This is a genomic window from Kordiimonas sp. UBA4487, assembly GCF_002389025.1.
Lineage (GTDB): Bacteria > Pseudomonadota > Alphaproteobacteria > Sphingomonadales > Kordiimonadaceae > Kordiimonas > Kordiimonas lacus.
On the sequence record NZ_DGNR01000012.1, the window covers coordinates 277,029 to 292,272 of the forward strand.

At 58.0% G+C, this 15,244-nt stretch carries 16 protein-coding genes; 12 read left to right on the forward strand and 4 right to left on the reverse strand.

What is annotated here, in order from left to right; genetic code table 11:
* Positions 1-121 precede the first annotated feature (121 nt).
* Positions 122-1,186: a class II fructose-bisphosphate aldolase gene (gene fbaA, locus B3Z17_RS10735; RefSeq protein WP_286829793.1), complete on the forward strand. Its 1,065-nt coding sequence runs from the start codon at positions 122-124 to the stop codon at positions 1,184-1,186.
* Between the two features lie 204 nt (positions 1,187-1,390).
* A complete protein-coding gene (thiE, locus tag B3Z17_RS10740; protein ID WP_286829794.1) occupies positions 1,391-2,026 on the forward strand; it encodes a thiamine phosphate synthase in 636 nt (211 codons plus the stop codon).
* A gap of 42 nt (positions 2,027-2,068) precedes the next feature.
* On the opposite strand, the gene B3Z17_RS10745 is transcribed toward thiE, so the two are convergent.
* A complete protein-coding gene (locus B3Z17_RS10745; RefSeq protein ID WP_286829795.1) occupies positions 2,069-2,551 on the reverse strand; it encodes a DoxX family protein in 483 nt (160 codons plus the stop codon).
* A gap of 224 nt (positions 2,552-2,775) precedes the next feature.
* On the opposite strand from B3Z17_RS10745, the gene efp reads away from it, so the two are divergent.
* From efp to B3Z17_RS10760, 3 genes are all read left to right on the forward strand, one after another.
* The gene (gene efp, locus B3Z17_RS10750; RefSeq protein WP_286829796.1) at positions 2,776-3,339 is read left to right on the forward strand and encodes an elongation factor P; all 564 of its coding nucleotides are present in this window, start codon (positions 2,776-2,778) and stop codon (positions 3,337-3,339) included.
* Positions 3,340-3,395: 56 nt separating this feature from the next.
* A complete protein-coding gene (locus tag B3Z17_RS10755) occupies positions 3,396-4,214 on the forward strand; it encodes an inositol monophosphatase family protein (protein WP_068304135.1) in 819 nt (272 codons plus the stop codon).
* Between the two features lie 177 nt (positions 4,215-4,391).
* The gene (locus B3Z17_RS10760) at positions 4,392-5,093 is read left to right on the forward strand and encodes a glutathione S-transferase family protein (protein WP_286829797.1); all 702 of its coding nucleotides are present in this window, start codon (positions 4,392-4,394) and stop codon (positions 5,091-5,093) included.
* 5 nt (positions 5,094-5,098) lie between these two features.
* On the opposite strand, the gene B3Z17_RS10765 is transcribed toward B3Z17_RS10760, so the two are convergent.
* Positions 5,099-5,986, reverse strand: a complete 888-nt coding sequence (locus B3Z17_RS10765; protein ID WP_286829798.1) for an AraC family transcriptional regulator — start codon at positions 5,984-5,986, stop codon at positions 5,099-5,101.
* Positions 5,987-6,245: 259 nt separating this feature from the next.
* Here B3Z17_RS10765 and B3Z17_RS10770 point away from each other — a divergent pair, with 259 nt between their 5' ends.
* The 6 genes from B3Z17_RS10770 (at position 6,246) to B3Z17_RS10795 (ending at position 11,101) form a co-directional block, all read left to right on the forward strand.
* Positions 6,246-7,469, forward strand: a complete 1,224-nt coding sequence (locus B3Z17_RS10770) for a hypothetical protein (protein WP_068304128.1) — start codon at positions 6,246-6,248, stop codon at positions 7,467-7,469.
* The gene (locus tag B3Z17_RS10775; protein WP_286829799.1) at positions 7,469-8,563 is read left to right on the forward strand and encodes a peptidoglycan -binding protein; all 1,095 of its coding nucleotides are present in this window, start codon (positions 7,469-7,471) and stop codon (positions 8,561-8,563) included. Before B3Z17_RS10770 ends, B3Z17_RS10775 begins: the two co-directional genes overlap by 1 nt.
* A gap of 92 nt (positions 8,564-8,655) precedes the next feature.
* Positions 8,656-9,078: a hypothetical protein gene (locus tag B3Z17_RS10780; RefSeq protein ID WP_286829800.1), complete on the forward strand. Its 423-nt coding sequence runs from the start codon at positions 8,656-8,658 to the stop codon at positions 9,076-9,078.
* Positions 9,068-9,604, forward strand: a complete 537-nt coding sequence (locus tag B3Z17_RS10785) for a GNAT family N-acetyltransferase (protein ID WP_286829801.1) — start codon at positions 9,068-9,070, stop codon at positions 9,602-9,604. Before B3Z17_RS10780 ends, B3Z17_RS10785 begins: the two co-directional genes overlap by 11 nt.
* Before the next feature lie 15 nt (positions 9,605-9,619).
* Positions 9,620-10,624 (forward strand): serine hydrolase domain-containing protein, encoded by a 1,005-nt coding sequence (locus B3Z17_RS10790; RefSeq protein WP_286829802.1) that lies wholly within the window; start codon positions 9,620-9,622, stop codon positions 10,622-10,624.
* A 78-nt stretch (positions 10,625-10,702) separates the two neighbouring features.
* Complete coding sequence (locus B3Z17_RS10795) at positions 10,703-11,101, forward strand: hypothetical protein (RefSeq protein WP_286829803.1); 399 nt, start codon at positions 10,703-10,705, stop codon at positions 11,099-11,101.
* Positions 11,102-11,231: 130 nt separating this feature from the next.
* Here B3Z17_RS10795 and B3Z17_RS10800 read toward each other — a convergent pair whose 3' ends face one another.
* On the reverse strand, positions 11,232-12,200 hold the full coding sequence (locus B3Z17_RS10800; protein WP_286829804.1) for a calcium-binding protein: 969 nt from the start codon (positions 12,198-12,200) through the stop codon (positions 11,232-11,234).
* A 360-nt stretch (positions 12,201-12,560) separates the two neighbouring features.
* Here B3Z17_RS10800 and B3Z17_RS10805 point away from each other — a divergent pair, with 360 nt between their 5' ends.
* Positions 12,561-13,382 carry a formate/nitrite transporter family protein gene (locus tag B3Z17_RS10805; RefSeq protein ID WP_286829805.1) on the forward strand — a complete coding sequence of 274 codons (822 nt, stop codon included), beginning with the start codon at positions 12,561-12,563 and terminating at the stop codon, positions 13,380-13,382.
* Between the two features lie 31 nt (positions 13,383-13,413).
* Here the strand turns inward: B3Z17_RS10805 and B3Z17_RS10810 are convergent, their stop codons facing one another.
* The gene (locus B3Z17_RS10810; protein ID WP_286829806.1) at positions 13,414-15,201 is read right to left on the reverse strand and encodes an ABC transporter transmembrane domain-containing protein; all 1,788 of its coding nucleotides are present in this window, start codon (positions 15,199-15,201) and stop codon (positions 13,414-13,416) included.
* Between the last annotated feature and the right edge of the window lie 43 nt (positions 15,202-15,244).

A 15,244-nucleotide genomic window follows, 5' to 3' on the forward strand; every position in this document is an offset into this window, starting at 1 on the left:
GCTTTTTCGGCTCCGATGCGCGTTGCGTGGATAGGCCCATTTGTGTATCAAGGGGCCACTGAATTTGCGCCGACAGACGCGCGAAACTGAGGCCCCAATAAGCTGCGAAACAGGATTAACCATGAAACCAGGTGTTGTATTCGGCGACGACTATGCCGCTCTCGTCCAGAATTGTAAGGATAAGGGTTTTGCCCTCCCTGCTGTGAATGTCACCAGCACGAACACGATCAACGCGGTGATGGAAGCTGCGGCGAAAAACCGCTCTGACGTGATCATCCAATTCTCCAACAGCGGCGCACAATTCTATGCCGGCAAAGGCATGCCTGACGAATTTGGCGCGAAAGTGCTGGGCGCTGTATCGGCTGCCCGCCACGTGCATCTGTTGGCCGAACATTACGGCATCTGTGCCATCCTGCACACAGACCATGCCAACCGGAAACTGGTGCCTTGGGTTGAGGCGCTGGTGGAGGAAAGCCGCAAGAACCTCAAACGTGAAGGCAAGCCGCTTTACACCAGCCATATGCTGGACCTCTCGGAAGAAGCCATCGACGACAACCTGGAGACCTGCGCACGCGTCCTCAAGGACATGGCGCCGCTGGGCATGAGCCTGGAGATCGAACTGGGTGTGACCGGCGGTGAAGAAGACGGTGTTGGCTCTGACGTTGATGACGATTTCGAGAACCCTGCGCTTTATACCCAGCCGGAAGACGTGCTGAAGGCCTATGACCTCCTGACGCCGCTGGGGCATTTCTCCGTTGCGGCATCCTTTGGTAACGTGCACGGCGTCTACAAGCCGGGCAACGTGAAGCTGCGCCCGGAAATCCTGAAGCACAGCCAGGATCTGGTGATGGCGGAACGCGGCCTCACAGGCAACCCGCTGAACTTCGTGTTCCATGGTGGGTCGGGGTCCGAGAAAGCCAAGATCGAAGAAGCGGTGGGTTACGGCGTGTTCAAGATGAACATCGACACCGATACCCAGTTCGCCTTCTCCAAAGCCGTAGGCGAATATGTGAACACCAACCAGGACGCCTTCAAATGGCAGGTGCACCCTGAAACGGGCCAGCCTTACAAGAAGCAGTATGACCCGCGCGCATGGTTGCGGGCTTGCGAGCAGTCGATGGTTGAGCGCCTTGACGAGGCCTTCGCTGACCTGGGTGCCCAGGGCAAGACGATGGCTGACAGCTAAGACAGATCAACTAACCTGTCCTGCCGGGCCCCTGAGCCCGGCATCTCTGTCAGAATATCCCGCTGGAAAAGATACAGGGGTCTGGGCCCCGGTATGACAGCTACGGCTTTAAACAGAAAATTTTGAACCCTTTCCCTTTTCGTCTGCGCTAAAATAGGGCATACGCGGGGAAAGGGTTTTTCAATTTTACGAAGGGTGATTGCGGTGTCTGAAACAACGGAAGGCTGCCTCCTTTATCTGATCACGCCGGACCGGATCGACGATCTGGACGATTTCGCCATCAAGTTGGACGAGGCCTTGTCTGCGGGCGAAGTGGCGTGCGTGCAGCTGCGCCTGAAGGGTGTGGATGACGACACGATCATCAAGGCGGCGGAAAAGCTGATGCCGATCGCCCATAGCCATGATGCCGTTTTCCTGATCAATGACCGCGCTGACCTGGCGGCCCAAGTGGACGCAGACGGTGTGCACTTGGGGCAGGAAGACGGCGACGTGCCTTCCGCCCGCACGCTTCTGGGCCACGGCAAGGACATTGGCGTGACGTGCCACGACAGCATGCATCTGGCCTACAAGGCGGGTGACGAGGGTGCGAACTATGTGGCGTTTGGCGCCTTCTTCCCAAGCGACACCAAAGACACGGAATACCGGCCCGAAACCGATATCCTGAGCGTGTGGGACGAGGTAACCGAGCTGCCGTGCGTGGCCATTGGCGGCATCACGCCTGAAAACTGCCGCGAGCTTGCTGACGCGGGGGCTCACTTTGTGGCGGCCTGTTCCAGCGTCTGGAACCACCCCGAAGGGCCTGCCGCTGCCGTGCGGGCCTTCAATGAGGCGCTGGCGTAACTCAGAAAAAGGGCCGCTTTCGCGGCCCTTCGTTTATCCGCTTCAATATTTGATGCCCAGCTTGGCATCCAGGCTATAGCGCCCGCCGCCCTTCACCACAAAGGATGCCGCGAGGATGGCCCACAGGATGGGGTATTCAAAGCCGCCGTCCGTCCAGAAGAAGCCTGCGCCAAAGTGGAACGTGCTGGCCACCAGCAGCATCACGGTGATGGCGATGCCGGCAGACCGGGTGAACAGCCCAAGCGCAAGGGCAAGGCCCGCGAAAAATTCAACAGACCCCGCGCCGAGGGCCGCCAGATAGCCGTTCGAGAAGCCAAGCTGTGTCTGGAAGAACTGCCCGGTGGCTTCAAGGCCGTAGCCGCCGAAAGCGCCGAACAGCTTCTGCGCGCCGTGGGGCATGAGGAAGGCGCCTGCCGCCACGCGGACGGCCAGGTCGCCCACGTCTTTGAATTGGCCCACAAGGCCTTCAAGGGTTGGCAGGCCAAACGGGCCCGTATTGTCGGTTGTGTTGATTGCAGTTGTCATTGTTGGTCTCCTGATCATCGTGCTATGGCCGCGCCGTGCGGCCCCGTGTTATGCGTTGATCAGAAGATAACGTTCGCTGGAGTGTTTGAAAATTTCGTAATTTGGTATCCTGCGTTCGCAATTGTGCAACAATCACGCACAGCATTGCATCGCGCATGCGAACCTGATATACCGCGCGCCAACTTGTTCTTTGACACATTGATAGTTCTTGAAAGAGGTATGCCATGAAGATCGATGGTAACGCGATCCGTCCCGGTAACGTAATTGAACACAAAGGCGGCCTATGGCGCGCTGTTAAAATTGCCCACACCCAGCCTGGTAAAGGCGGCGCATATCTGCAGGTTGAACTGAAAAACCTGCGCGACGGCACCAAGCTGAACGAGCGTTTCCGCTCCAGCGAGAAAGTGGACCGTGTCAGCCTTGAACAAAAAGACTATCAATTCCTGTTCGCCGACGGCGACATGTACAATTTCATGAACCAGGAATCCTACGAGCAGATCGCTATCTCCGCTGAAGACATCGGCGATGACGCCGTCTTCCTGCAGGACGGCATGGTTGTTGTGATCGAATTCCATGAAGAGACTCCGCTGGGCGTCAGCCTGCCGGACAAGGTGACCCTGGAAGTGACCGAGACCGAGCCTGTTGTTAAGGGCCAGACGGCATCGTCTTCCTACAAGCCCGCGATCCTTGAAAACGGCCTGAAAGTTGGCGTTCCTCCGTTCGTAAACGCTGGTGACAAGATCATCGTGAACACGGCTGAGCGCGAGTATGCTGGCCGCGCTGACTAAGCCACGTCCGAGTTTCTAAAGAGTATTGAGTAAATCCCGAAAGATTGGAGAGCCCCATGGCCCGTCGTTCGCCCCTGATTAACGTGATGGTTGCCGCTGTCATGAAAGCAGCCCGTAACCTTCGCCGCGATTTTGGTGAAGTGGAACAGCTTCAGGTTTCCAAAAAAGGCCCAGCTGATTTCGTATCCGCCGCTGACCGCCGCGCTGAGCGCACCATCTATGAAGAGCTGAAACACGCTCGCCCCGATTTCGGCTTCCTTCTTGAGGAAAGTGGCGAAATTCCGGGTACCCGCGGTGACATCCGCTTCATTGTTGACCCGCTTGACGGCACCACCAACTTCCTGCACGGCCTGCCGCACTTCGCGCTGACCGTTGCTGTGGAAGAACGCGGTGAAATCACGGCCGCTGTAACCTACGCACCGCTGACTGATGAGCTGTTCTGGGCTGAAAAGGGCCAGGGCGCTTACCTCAACGACAGCCGCCTGCGCGTTTCGGGCCGTGACAAGATGGAAACCGCGCTTCTGGCAACCGGCATTCCGTTCAAGGGCAAGGAAGGCCACATGGACTTCATGGCCGAGATGGCAGAATTCATGCCGTCTGTTGCCGGCATCCGCCGCTTTGGCGCCGCAACGCTGGATCTGGCCTATGTCGCCGCAGGCCGTTTCGACGGTTTCTGGGAAGCCAACCTGCAGCCTTGGGACATCGCAGCGGGCATCCTCCTGGTGAAGGAAGCCGGCGGCTATGTGACAGACATGAACGGCAAGGCCGACATGCTCAAGACCGGTAGCATCATCGCGGCGAACGACCGCCTACATGCACCGATCGAACGGGTGATCAAGCGGGCGCACCGCAAGCTGGCCCAAAACGCCGGTTAAAAAGCGTTCCAGAACATAGAATTGGCAAGGCCGTGGGGTTTGGTTCCGCGGCCTTTCTTTTTGTGCCGATGAAAGCCTTTCACAAATGTATGGAAGGCATGCAAACTTATTGGACGCAATTCCACAACCGGCCCTTACATATAGGGTCTTCCCACAAGCAGTGAGAAGGGCAAGGCTATGACAGATAAGTTGACCATTATTGGTGCTCCAATCTCCCCTTATGTCAGGAAGGTTCTGGCTATCCTGATTATGAAAGACTTGCCCTTCCGCTGCATTCCTCAGGTTCCATTTCTGGGCGATGACAATTTTACCCGCATCAGCCCGCTTCGGCGTATCCCGGTGCTCAAGCACGGTGATTTCACCCTGCCTGACAGCACAGCCATCATCCAGTATCTGGAAGAGGCCTTCCCCGATACGCCTGCAGCCTATCCGGGGGATGCCAAGGCCCGTGCGCGGGCGCGCTGGTTCGAAGAATATGCCGACGACCATTTTGGCCGGAACGTGGTCTTCAACCTGTTTTTCCAGCGCGTGGTACGCCCGCGTGTGCTAAAGGAAAAACCGGATCAGGCGCTGATTGACCAGACGCTGGAGAGCACCCTGCCGAACGCTCTCGATTATCTCGAAGGCGAAGTGCCGGCGGACGGTTTCCTGGCGGGCGACATCAGCGTGGGCGACATTACCATCGCGGCCATGATGAAAAACGCCTTTTGGGCCGGGTGGGAGATGGACGAAGATCGCTGGCCCGGCTTTGCCGCCTGGCTCAAGCGCACGTCCGACCATCCGGCACTCATGAAGGTCAACACGCTGGCGGATGAAATGATGGCCGTGCCCCCGACGGAGCACGAAGCCATCATGGAGCGCTTCCACGCCGCCGCCTGAAGCCTTCAGGCAGGCTCAAGCGGGATGTGGATGTACATCTCGGCGCCCTCGGCCCGTGGGTCGCGGTCATTGCTATAAAGCGTATATTGCGGCCCGTCCGTACGCTTCCGGCCTGATTTCGGCAGCCACGATCCATAGATATAATTCTTGGTGTGCGCCAGCGTCTTAACCGGCCCGATATGGGTGAAGACGGCATAGTCGCCCGCGGGCACTTGGCGCAGGCTGGCGCCTTCGGGTAAGGGTGCGCCGGCACCCGCCACCGTGATCCCCGCCAGATACTCAATCTTGCCGTCCGCCTTGGCCTCGTCAGGGCCATGGATTACCGATATCCGCCGTGTGCCCGGCCCGGTGGGGAACGCACTGATGTGGCGCCCCAGCGCCTGCCATAGGCCGGGGATCACCTTCATATTGTCAGTATCCGGGTTCAGAAGCGGCACAACAAGGCCGGCGAAGCCTGCGGCGGTCAGGGCGGGCATATGTTTGATGGTGGGTTCCATGGTCATTCCTTCATATAGATGCGCGAGATACGCTGTCGTGATCCTGGGTTTGCGAGGAATGAGCCTGTCGGCCCTGCGGGTCGTGCGGAACGCCTGCGGATTGGTGCCAAAGGCGCGCCGGAAGGCCCGCGTGAACACTTCGGGCGATGCGAAATCGCAGGCAAGCGCGATATCGATCACCTTCCGGTCGGTGGTCAGTAACTGGCTGGCGGCGTGGGACAGGCGCCGGTGCTGGATATATTCCTTCACCGTGTCGCCCACCATGGCCCGGAACAGGCGCTGGAAATACCATTTCGACAGGCCAGCTTCGCGCGCAATGGCCGCCACCGTCAGCGAGGCAAAAAGATTGTCCTCAATATAGTCAACGGCGCGGCTGATTTGCGTCTGGTAACTCATGCTGTCCCCTGGTCGTCCCTGCTTATTCGCCCTGACCGGTCCGGCCCGGTTTCCTCGGCGCTGACCATGCCCCGGCGCCTGCATCCGGTCTTGACGATTTGTGCGAAAGTTAGGCCTTAGCACCCCGGGCCGGTCAAGGGGACGGAAAAATCATGTAATTTGACCCATTTACAGCCACAATTCTGTCCTTAAACTAGAAGCACATTCATGCCATAACTGTTTGTGGTTATTTGATTTCCTGATGGGAGAGGCAGGCGAGATGCAGAAACCAACCAAGTTCCTTATGCGCATGACGCTGTTTGTGGTCGTTGTTCTCGCGCTCGGTGTGCTTCTCAAGGACTCGCTCATCGATGCCTTTATGGCCAACGTGGCGCTCAACGGGGTCATCCTGGGCACGCTGGTGATCGGCGCCATCTTTGCCTACCGCCGGGTGTTTGACCTCAAACCCGAAATCGACTGGATCACCGCCTTCAAGCGGAATGAAAGCGCAAGCTCCAGCGTGACGCCGCGCCTGATGGCGCCAGCTGCGTCGCTTCTGTCGGCGCAGGAAGAGGGCGGCATGCGCCTCTCCACGCTGTCGATGCGCTCGGTGCTGGACGGCATCATCTCCCGGCTTGAAGAAAGCCGTGAAATCAGCCGCTATTTCACCGGCCTGTTGATCTTTCTTGGCCTGTTGGGCACCTTCTGGGGCCTTTTGGGCACCATTGGCGCCATCGGCCAGACGATCAAGAGCCTGACGGTGGATGGCGGCGATATGGCCCTGATGTTCGATGAACTGAAGGCCGGGCTTGAGGCACCGCTTTCCGGCATGGGGACGGCCTTTTCAAGCTCGCTCTTCGGCCTTGGCGGCAGTTTGGTGCTCGGCTTCCTGGACCTGCAGGCCAGCCAGGCGCAAACGCGTTTTTACAACAGTGTGGAAGACTGGCTCGCGGGCGTGACGCACCTGTCGCGCAGTGAAATGAGCGAAGGCATGGCCAGCCCGAATGCCTATATGACGGCGCTGATGGAACAGACCGCCGACGGTATCGACCGGCTGCAGCGCACGCTGAAAAACAGCGAAGACGCCCGCGCGCAGGGCCAGCATACCATGACGGCCATTGCGGAATCGCTGGCGACGCTCGCAGACAAACTGGAGGCCTCCGACAAACGCCGCAGTGAAAGCGACAATACGGTCAAGGAACTGGCGGGTGCAATCGAGAAGCTGGCGGCCAGCCACAAGCCTGTGGAAATGCCGCCCATACCGCCCGCGATGGACGACGCCACCAAGGGTCATATCCGCAACCTGGATGTGGGCATCAAGCGGCTGATTGATGAGCAGGCGCGCCAATCCGACAATCTGGTGGATGAACTTCGGTCTGAACTCAAACTGCTGTCGCGTACCATTGCGGCGGCGTTCGACAACAGCAAGACCGGCCCAAGCAGCAGTGCACCCAGCCCGCAGCCCATAACCGCCCGCCGCGACGGTGAAGAGGACGAAGGCTGATGATCGGCTCTCGGCGGCGCATCGGGGGCGGCGGCCAGGACAATAGCTGGCCTGGCTTTGTGGACGCCTTGTCCACGCTGTTGATGGTGATCATTTTCCTCCTGTCCATGTTTGTTCTGGCGCAGTTTTTCCTGGGGCAGGCGCTCTCAGGGCGCGATCAGGCGCTGGCGGAGCTCAGGGGGCAGGTGGCCCAGCTGGGTAATCTGCTGAAGATGGAAAAGCAGTCCAATCAGTCACTCAGGGACAGCATGGCGGAACTTTCAGCAAGCCTCACGGCAGCCAACAAGGACCGCGATACCCTGAGCGCCGACCTTGAGGCGACAAAGTCGGCACTTGCGGCCAGCGATGCACGCCTGGCCGAAATGACCGCCGCGCGCGAACGCTTTGAAGCCGACGCCACAGACCTGGCCGAACGCTTCAAGCTGGCTGATGATGCGCTGTCGGAAGAAAGAATTATATCGAAGCGGGCGCAGGAACAGGTCGCACAGCTTCAGCGCAACATCATCGCCCTTCAGGAACAACTGGGCCGGCTTGAGGCCGCGCTGCAGGCCAGTGAAGAGCGCGACCGCCGCAATCAGGCCGTGATCGTGGACATGGGCCGCCGCCTCAACCGCGCGCTGGCCAGCAAGGTTGAAGAACTGGCGGGCTACCGCAGCGAATTCTTCGGACGGCTGAAGGAAGTGCTGTCGACCCGCCCTGAAATCCGGGTGGAAGGCGACCGTTTCGTGTTCGCAAGCGAACTGCTGTTCGCGTCCGGCAGCGCAGACCTGGGGCCTGAAGGCCGCGCGGAAATGCGCAAGTTCGCCGAAACCCTGATCGCCATCTCGCAGGAAATCCCGCAGGAGCTGAACTGGATTTTGCGGGTCGACGGCCACACGGACAAACGCCCCATTTCAAACGCGCAGTTCCGCAGCAACTGGGAGCTCTCAAGCGCGCGGGCCATCAGCGTGGTGCGGTTCCTGATTTCCGTGGGTGTGCCAGCTGACCGCCTGGCCGCCACTGGCTTCGGCGAACATCAGCCCATCGACCCGGCCGATAACGTCTTCGCCTACTCGCGCAACCGCCGCATCGAAATGCGCCTGACACAAAGGTAAGGGGAAGGTCTTTCAAGTCCCAGGTTGGCGCTCTTGGATAAGACTTCTTTGCGTGCTTAGCGTGAGAATTTTCGGACGTAAAAAGAGGAAGAATGGTTTCGAAGCTTTATATTCATGACATCGTCTGGCCTGCTTCGCGCCAGAGAGGCATCAATTTACTCCTGCAATTTGAAGTGCGAGTGCTTCGCGCGGTTAAATATGAATTCCCGGCCTTTTTGGGGGACCCTGTCTGCCTTACCGAGAGCTATTTGGAGGGGAAATGCAGTTCTGAAGCTTTTGCGTCCCTAATTGACCAATGCTGGTCGGTTCTGGAGACAAAGGAATATATTAATAATCTCAGGGATCCCTTGCCATTGGCCTGTCGTTTGGCTCTTAGCTTGGTGCCCAACAATATGCACCGTGATCCGTTGGAGCTTCATCTAGAGTGGTTTTTGGAGTTCGTTAAGGGCGTCAATCCTGAGTTTGAGAGGTTGGCCGAAGACATTCGAAGAGAATTTTTCATGTATGGAAAATAGCAACCTGAACTTCCAAACTGACCGCCTGACGGTTACCCATTGGCGCGCGGATCTAGCCGACCCTGAGGCGCGCCGGGCGCTTGAATTGACGCTGCCTGGTATCCTGGCGCCCGAGACAACGGCTTTCCTGCCGCCCCATATGCAGCTCGGTGCTGCCGCAGAGGCGGCTACGTGGATCGATGCACGGGCGGCGGAGTCGGACGTGTGTCTGGTGAAAACCCACGATGATATGCTGATCGGCCTCCTGATCCTGTTTGTAGCGGATGAGGACGAGCGTACGGTGGTGCGTATTGGTTATCTCCTTGACCAGGCCCAGTGGGGCAAGGGATATGCGTCAGAGCTGCTGGCGGGGCTCGTGGATTGGTGCAGGGGGCAAGTGCAATCTGGCGGCAAACCCATGGAGCTGATCGGCGGCGTCGAGGCCGACAACGGGGCCTCTATCCGCGTTCTGGAAAAAGCCGGATTTGCGCTCGAGGGTGACACCTCGACAGACACAAACAGATATTACCACCTGCAAGTGGAATAACGACCGGGGGATAGTATGCGGAATTTTGTGACAGCGGCCCTGATGGCCTTTGGTTTGGCCGCAGCGGCGCGGGCGGATGTGGTCGATGATATCGCAGCCAAAATGCGGGCGGGCGACTATAAGGGCATCACCGGCATGATGGTCAGCCAGGACGGTAAGATGCTGGCGGAAGCCTACGCGCCCGGCTGTGGGGCCGACAGGCACCATGATATCCGTTCCGCAACCAAAAGCATCACGGCGCTGCTGGTCGGTGAGTTGATCGAGGATGGGTCGCTCAAGTCCGTCAAAACGAAGCTTTCGAAAATCCTGCCGGACGCTTTTGCGCACATGCCGAAGGATGACCCACGCCGCGATATCACGGTGGAGGATGCGCTGACGATGCGCACGGGCCTGGCCTGCAATGACTGGATACCCGCAAGCGTGGGCCTGGAAGACAAAATGTACAAAACCCGCGACTGGGGCGCGTTCCTCTGGGCCCTGCCGATGGCCTATGAGCGCGGCAAGCATTTCAGCTACTGTACCGGTGGCGTCGTGTTCCTGGGGCGCGTGATTGAAAAGCTTTCCGGCAAGTCTGTACCAGCGTATGCCGAAGAACGGCTCTTTGGCCCCATGGGCATTGAAGGCGCCAAGTGGGAGAAAACCCCCAAGGGCCATACCGACACGGGTGGGCACCTGCGCCTGACGCTTTCCGACCTGCACCGGCTGGGGCAGTTGGTGCAGCATGGCGGCGAGGGGCTCGTGGACCCCAAGTGGCTCAAGGATGCGACGTCCGAGAAAACCCACGTGTATGAAAGGAACGAGCGCTACGGCTATCTGTGGTGGCTGAATAGTGGCATCGTCAAGGAACAGCCCATCAGCCTGGTGTACGCCCACGGCAATGGCGGTAATTTCATTTTTGTTGTGCCAGAGCTGAAGCTGGTCGCCGCCTTCACCGGCAAGAACTATGGCGACCGCACGCAGTTCATCCCCATGCAGCTGCTGACCCGCGAGATCATCCCGAGCCTGATTGAAGAGAAATGATTGCACCAGGGTCACGGACCCTGTAGTCAAGGCTGACTATAAAAAGCCCCGACAGAGGGCACTAAAAGGACAGCGACTATGCAACTTTCTTCTCTTCTTGGTGACAGGTTCACCAAGAGCCGTTTGGCCATTATCATTCTTTTGGCAGGCCTGCTCGTTTTCTACCATATTTCAACGGTCTATGACCTGTATCTGGGGGACGGCATGGCCGATCACCCGCTGATGATCCATATCCAGTCGGCATTGCGGCTTTCGATCGCAGCAAGCTTGATGCTTGTGGTTATCGGCGTAAGGCGCGCGCTCTACGCCATGTGGCTGACGATTGGTGGGTTGGTGCTGACACAATATATCGTGCATTTTGGCTCGAATCCGCCCGAGTTTGCGCTGGAACGGTCAGCTTTTTCCTACCTGCGGGGGTTTATCTTCCCCACCATCATCACGTTGCTGTTTCCTTACCGGAAGAGCCCGAAGAGCTGAATTTAACGCCAGACACGAAAGCTCCCATCTCGAACGCGCAATTCCGCCCGAATTGGGAGTCTTCAAGCATGTGGGCCATCAGTATGCTGCCGGGGATGTCGCAACGTCCCCGGCCATTATTTGTTTCCAGTTAACCGAAGATGAAATCGTCAGTTGTTAGCAAGGTCATATCGAAATTCTGCAGCGTGATACTGCTGCCCATGCCTGTGCTGATGATAGTGTGTCCTTCGCCTTGGGTAATGGTCAGATCATCAAATTGCAGTCCTGTGGATGTCAGGTCCAACAAATCGATTCCATCCTCGAACCCAACGACAAGGTCATTTCCCCAGTCGGTATCGAAGACAAGAATATCCGTCATATTGTCAGGATTGGCTGGTGCGCCGGCGATTGTATCGTCTCCGGCTCCGCCAATGACAGTATCCTGGCCCCAACCACCGAAGACATAGTCGTTACCGTCACCGCCATCGACCACATCGTTGCCACTGCCACCCTTAAGGATGTCATCTCCGGCGTCACCGTAGACAAGGTCCGACCAGGAACCAGCGTTGACGTAATCAGCCCCTTCGCCGCCAAATATCGTGTCATTCTGACCGCCATAAATGGTGTCGTCGCCGTCATCCCCAAGAATATGATTATGGCCGGACCAGCCTGTTATATAGTCGTTACCCGTTCCGCCAGACATGACGTCGTTGCCGTATCCGCCATTCATTGTGTCGTTCGCGGCGCCACCGAAGACATAGTCATCACCGTCACCGCCGTCGACAACATCTGCACCGCCACCGCCATAAAGGATGTCGTTCCCAGCGTCGCCATAAACTAGGTCTGCCCAGGACCCGGCACTGATATAATCTGCGCCTTCACCTCCATGAATGGTATCTGCTTGGCCACCGTAGATGACATCGTCGCCATCGTCGCCAAACATGAGATTATGGCCTGACCAGCCTGCCATAAGGTCATCGCCTGCGCCACCAGCCATGGTATCGTTGCCGTACCTGCCTTCCAGCGTATCATTGCCGCCCAGGCCGTTTATGGAATCATCACCATCCGTGCCGACCAAAGAGTCGTCAAAAATGGTGCCTTCGATAATATTGATAGGCATAAAGTCTCCTTATTCGCCATTGAAAATGGCACCCAGCGTAAAGTCCCAAAAAATGTTCAGGTCGGATTGCAGAAAGCTTTAAAATGCTTGGGAAATTGTATGAAAAGTTGGCGATGTCTCAGGGGTGGAAGGCTGTTGTGGTCAAGCTTGCGGGCGACTATATCAACCGGTCTAGCTAATCGGCTAGTTCAGTTTCTGTACCAATTGCTTTAGGCCAACCTGGACGGGGCTACCTGTTGCGGTCGTTACTTTTCTGGCATGTCCAGCGAACTGCCACGCCAACTGGCCACTTGATCTAGATCACATTCCCTTGAAACGAACTCTGTTATCCAGAGGCTGGACCGATTTTGGCTGGATAATATGTATCGCGATACGACACGACAAATGGCGACGGTGGCCGTGCAGAAAATGGAGTACCTGAAGGCGCATCCCCTCGGGTTTTCCATCTCGACCATGATGGCGGGTGCCTATGTGGGCATTGGCATCATTCTTATCCTGACGCTTGGCAATGACGCCGAGCCCCTGTCCCGCAACCTGATCATGGGCTGCTTCTTTGGCATTACCCTGACGTTGATTGTCTTTGCCGGTGCCGAGCTGTTCTCGGGCCACACCATGTTCATGGCATTCGGGTATCTTTATAAAAGGCTGACGGCCATTCAGGTGATCTGTGACTGGGTGATCTGCTGGGGTGGTAACCTGTTTGGGGCCATGATGCTGGGCGTGCTATTCACGCTTGGCGGCGGGGGCGGCTGGCTGGATGATCCGGCTAGCCTCGTGCATCAGATATCTGCGGCCAAAGTGGAAAGCAGCATCACCGCACTGGTCGCCAGGGCGATCATCTGCAACTGGCTTATCTGCCTGGCCATCTGGATGACGGCCCGCACCATGAGCGATACCGCCAAATGCATCCTTATTTTCTGGTGCCTGTTCGCCTTCGTGGCGGCGGGGTTCGAGCATGGCGTCGCCAATATGACGGTCTTCACCATTTCGCTTCTGGGCGCGCATGCTGACAGCGTGACCGTCTGGAGCGCCTGGTACAATCTGATCTGGGTGTCGGTGGGCAACATCATCGGCGGGGCCGGATTCATCGGCGTCGCCTATTATCTTACCGGCAGCCCAACGCAGTTCTCGCAAACCGACAGCGAGGAAGACGTCGAAAGCTCAGGCGCCAACCTTCACTAATAGGGCTGCTCTGCAGGCTTGGTAGACGCGCCTAGGCCGCATATTCGCCGAACTGCAGGTCCGCGAGGCGCTTATAGAGGCCGCCCTTGGCCACCAGTTCATCGTGCGTGCCTTCGGCGACGATCTTGCCGTCTTCAAGCACGATGATGCGGTCCACCTTTTTGACAGTCGCCAGTCGGTGGGCGATCACCAGCGTGGTGCGGCCTTCCATCAGATGTTCGAGCGCTTCCTGAACCTTGAGTTCCGACTCGGCGTCGAGCGCACTTGTGGCCTCATCAAGAAGCAGGATCGGTGCGTCCCGGAGGATCGCACGGGCAATGGCGATGCGCTGGCGCTGGCCGCCCGATAGGCGCGTGCCGCGTTCTCCCAGGAAGGTATCGAAGCCGTCTGTGGCGCGCTCGACAAACTCGGTTGCCGCCGCAGCCTCAACCGCCTGCCGCACTTCCTCGTCCGTGGCATCCTGACGGCCATAGCGCACATTCTCGGCGATCGTGTCGGCGAAGATGATGGTGTCCTGCGGCACGAAGGCCAGATGCTCGCGGAAGGCTTTGGGGTCTGTCTGGGCGATATCGACGCCGTCCATCTTCACAGCGCCCGATTGCGGGTCATAGAACCTCAAGAGCAGCTGCAGCACGGTGGATTTGCCCGCGCCAGACGGGCCCACAAGTGCGACCGTCTCACCCGCCTTCACATGCAGGTTGAAGTCTTCGAGCGCGGCCACGTCGGGCTTGGTCGGATAGTAGAACGTTACGTTATCGAAATGAATATCGCCTTCGATTTTAGCCGGCAATGCCTTGGGGTTGTCTGGCGCCTTGATCTTGGCTTCCGACGACAGCAGTTCCGCCAGCCGCCCGGCAGCACCCGCCGCGCGCTGCAGTTCGCTGTAGACTTCCGAGAGCGCACCAAAGGCACCGGCCACGAACACAGCCAGCATGATAAACTCAAGCATCTCGCCGCCTGTCATGTCCCCGGTCATCACATCCTGCGCGCCTTCGAAAAGCACCAGGGCGATGGCGGAAAAGATCATGAAGATCATGATGAAGGTCAGGCCTGCGCGTACCTGGATGCGGCGTTTGGCGGCAACGAAAGCGTCATCAACCTGTTCACCGAATCGGCGGGCTTCAGTTTTTTCCTGGGTGAAGGCCTGCACGATATTGAGGGCCGAGAGCGATTCGCCCGCGCGTGCACCCACATCGGCCACCTTGTCCTGGCTGGTGCGCGACAGGTTTCTGACCTTGCGCCCGACCACAATGATGATGCCGAGAAGGAGCGGGATCACCAGAGCGATATAGCCCATCAGCTTGGGCGACATAATGAAAAGCGCAATGGTACCGGCAACGGCGATCAGGAAGTTTCGTAGCCAGACGGACGCGCTGGAGCCCACGATTGTTTGAACCAGCGTGGTGTCTGCCGTCAGGCGGGAGACGATCTCGCCGGGGCGGTTCTCTTCAAAGAACTCGGGCGACAGGGTGATCAGCCGCTCATAGACCGCTTTCCGGATGTCCGCGACAACCCGTTCGCCGATCCAGGTAACAAAATAGAAACGGCAGGCGGTTGCCACAGCCATGACAACAACAATGGCCACAAACACAAGGAAATAGTCGTTCACCGCCTGGGCGTTGTCGTTTGAAAAGCCGTTATCGACAATGTTGCCAAGAGCCTTTGGGACCACCAGTGTGGTTGCCGCCGCCACCAGCAGGAAGAAGCCGGCCAGTACCAGTTGGAGCTTGTAGGGCTTTACGAAAGTCCAAAGCGTCCTGAGGTTCGCGAGCTTGCCCTTTGGCGGTTCGTGCTCGCGGCGGATGGTACTGTCTGACATGGATGCTCCCTTGGCTTATGTTTGTGCTGATATAGGGAATTGG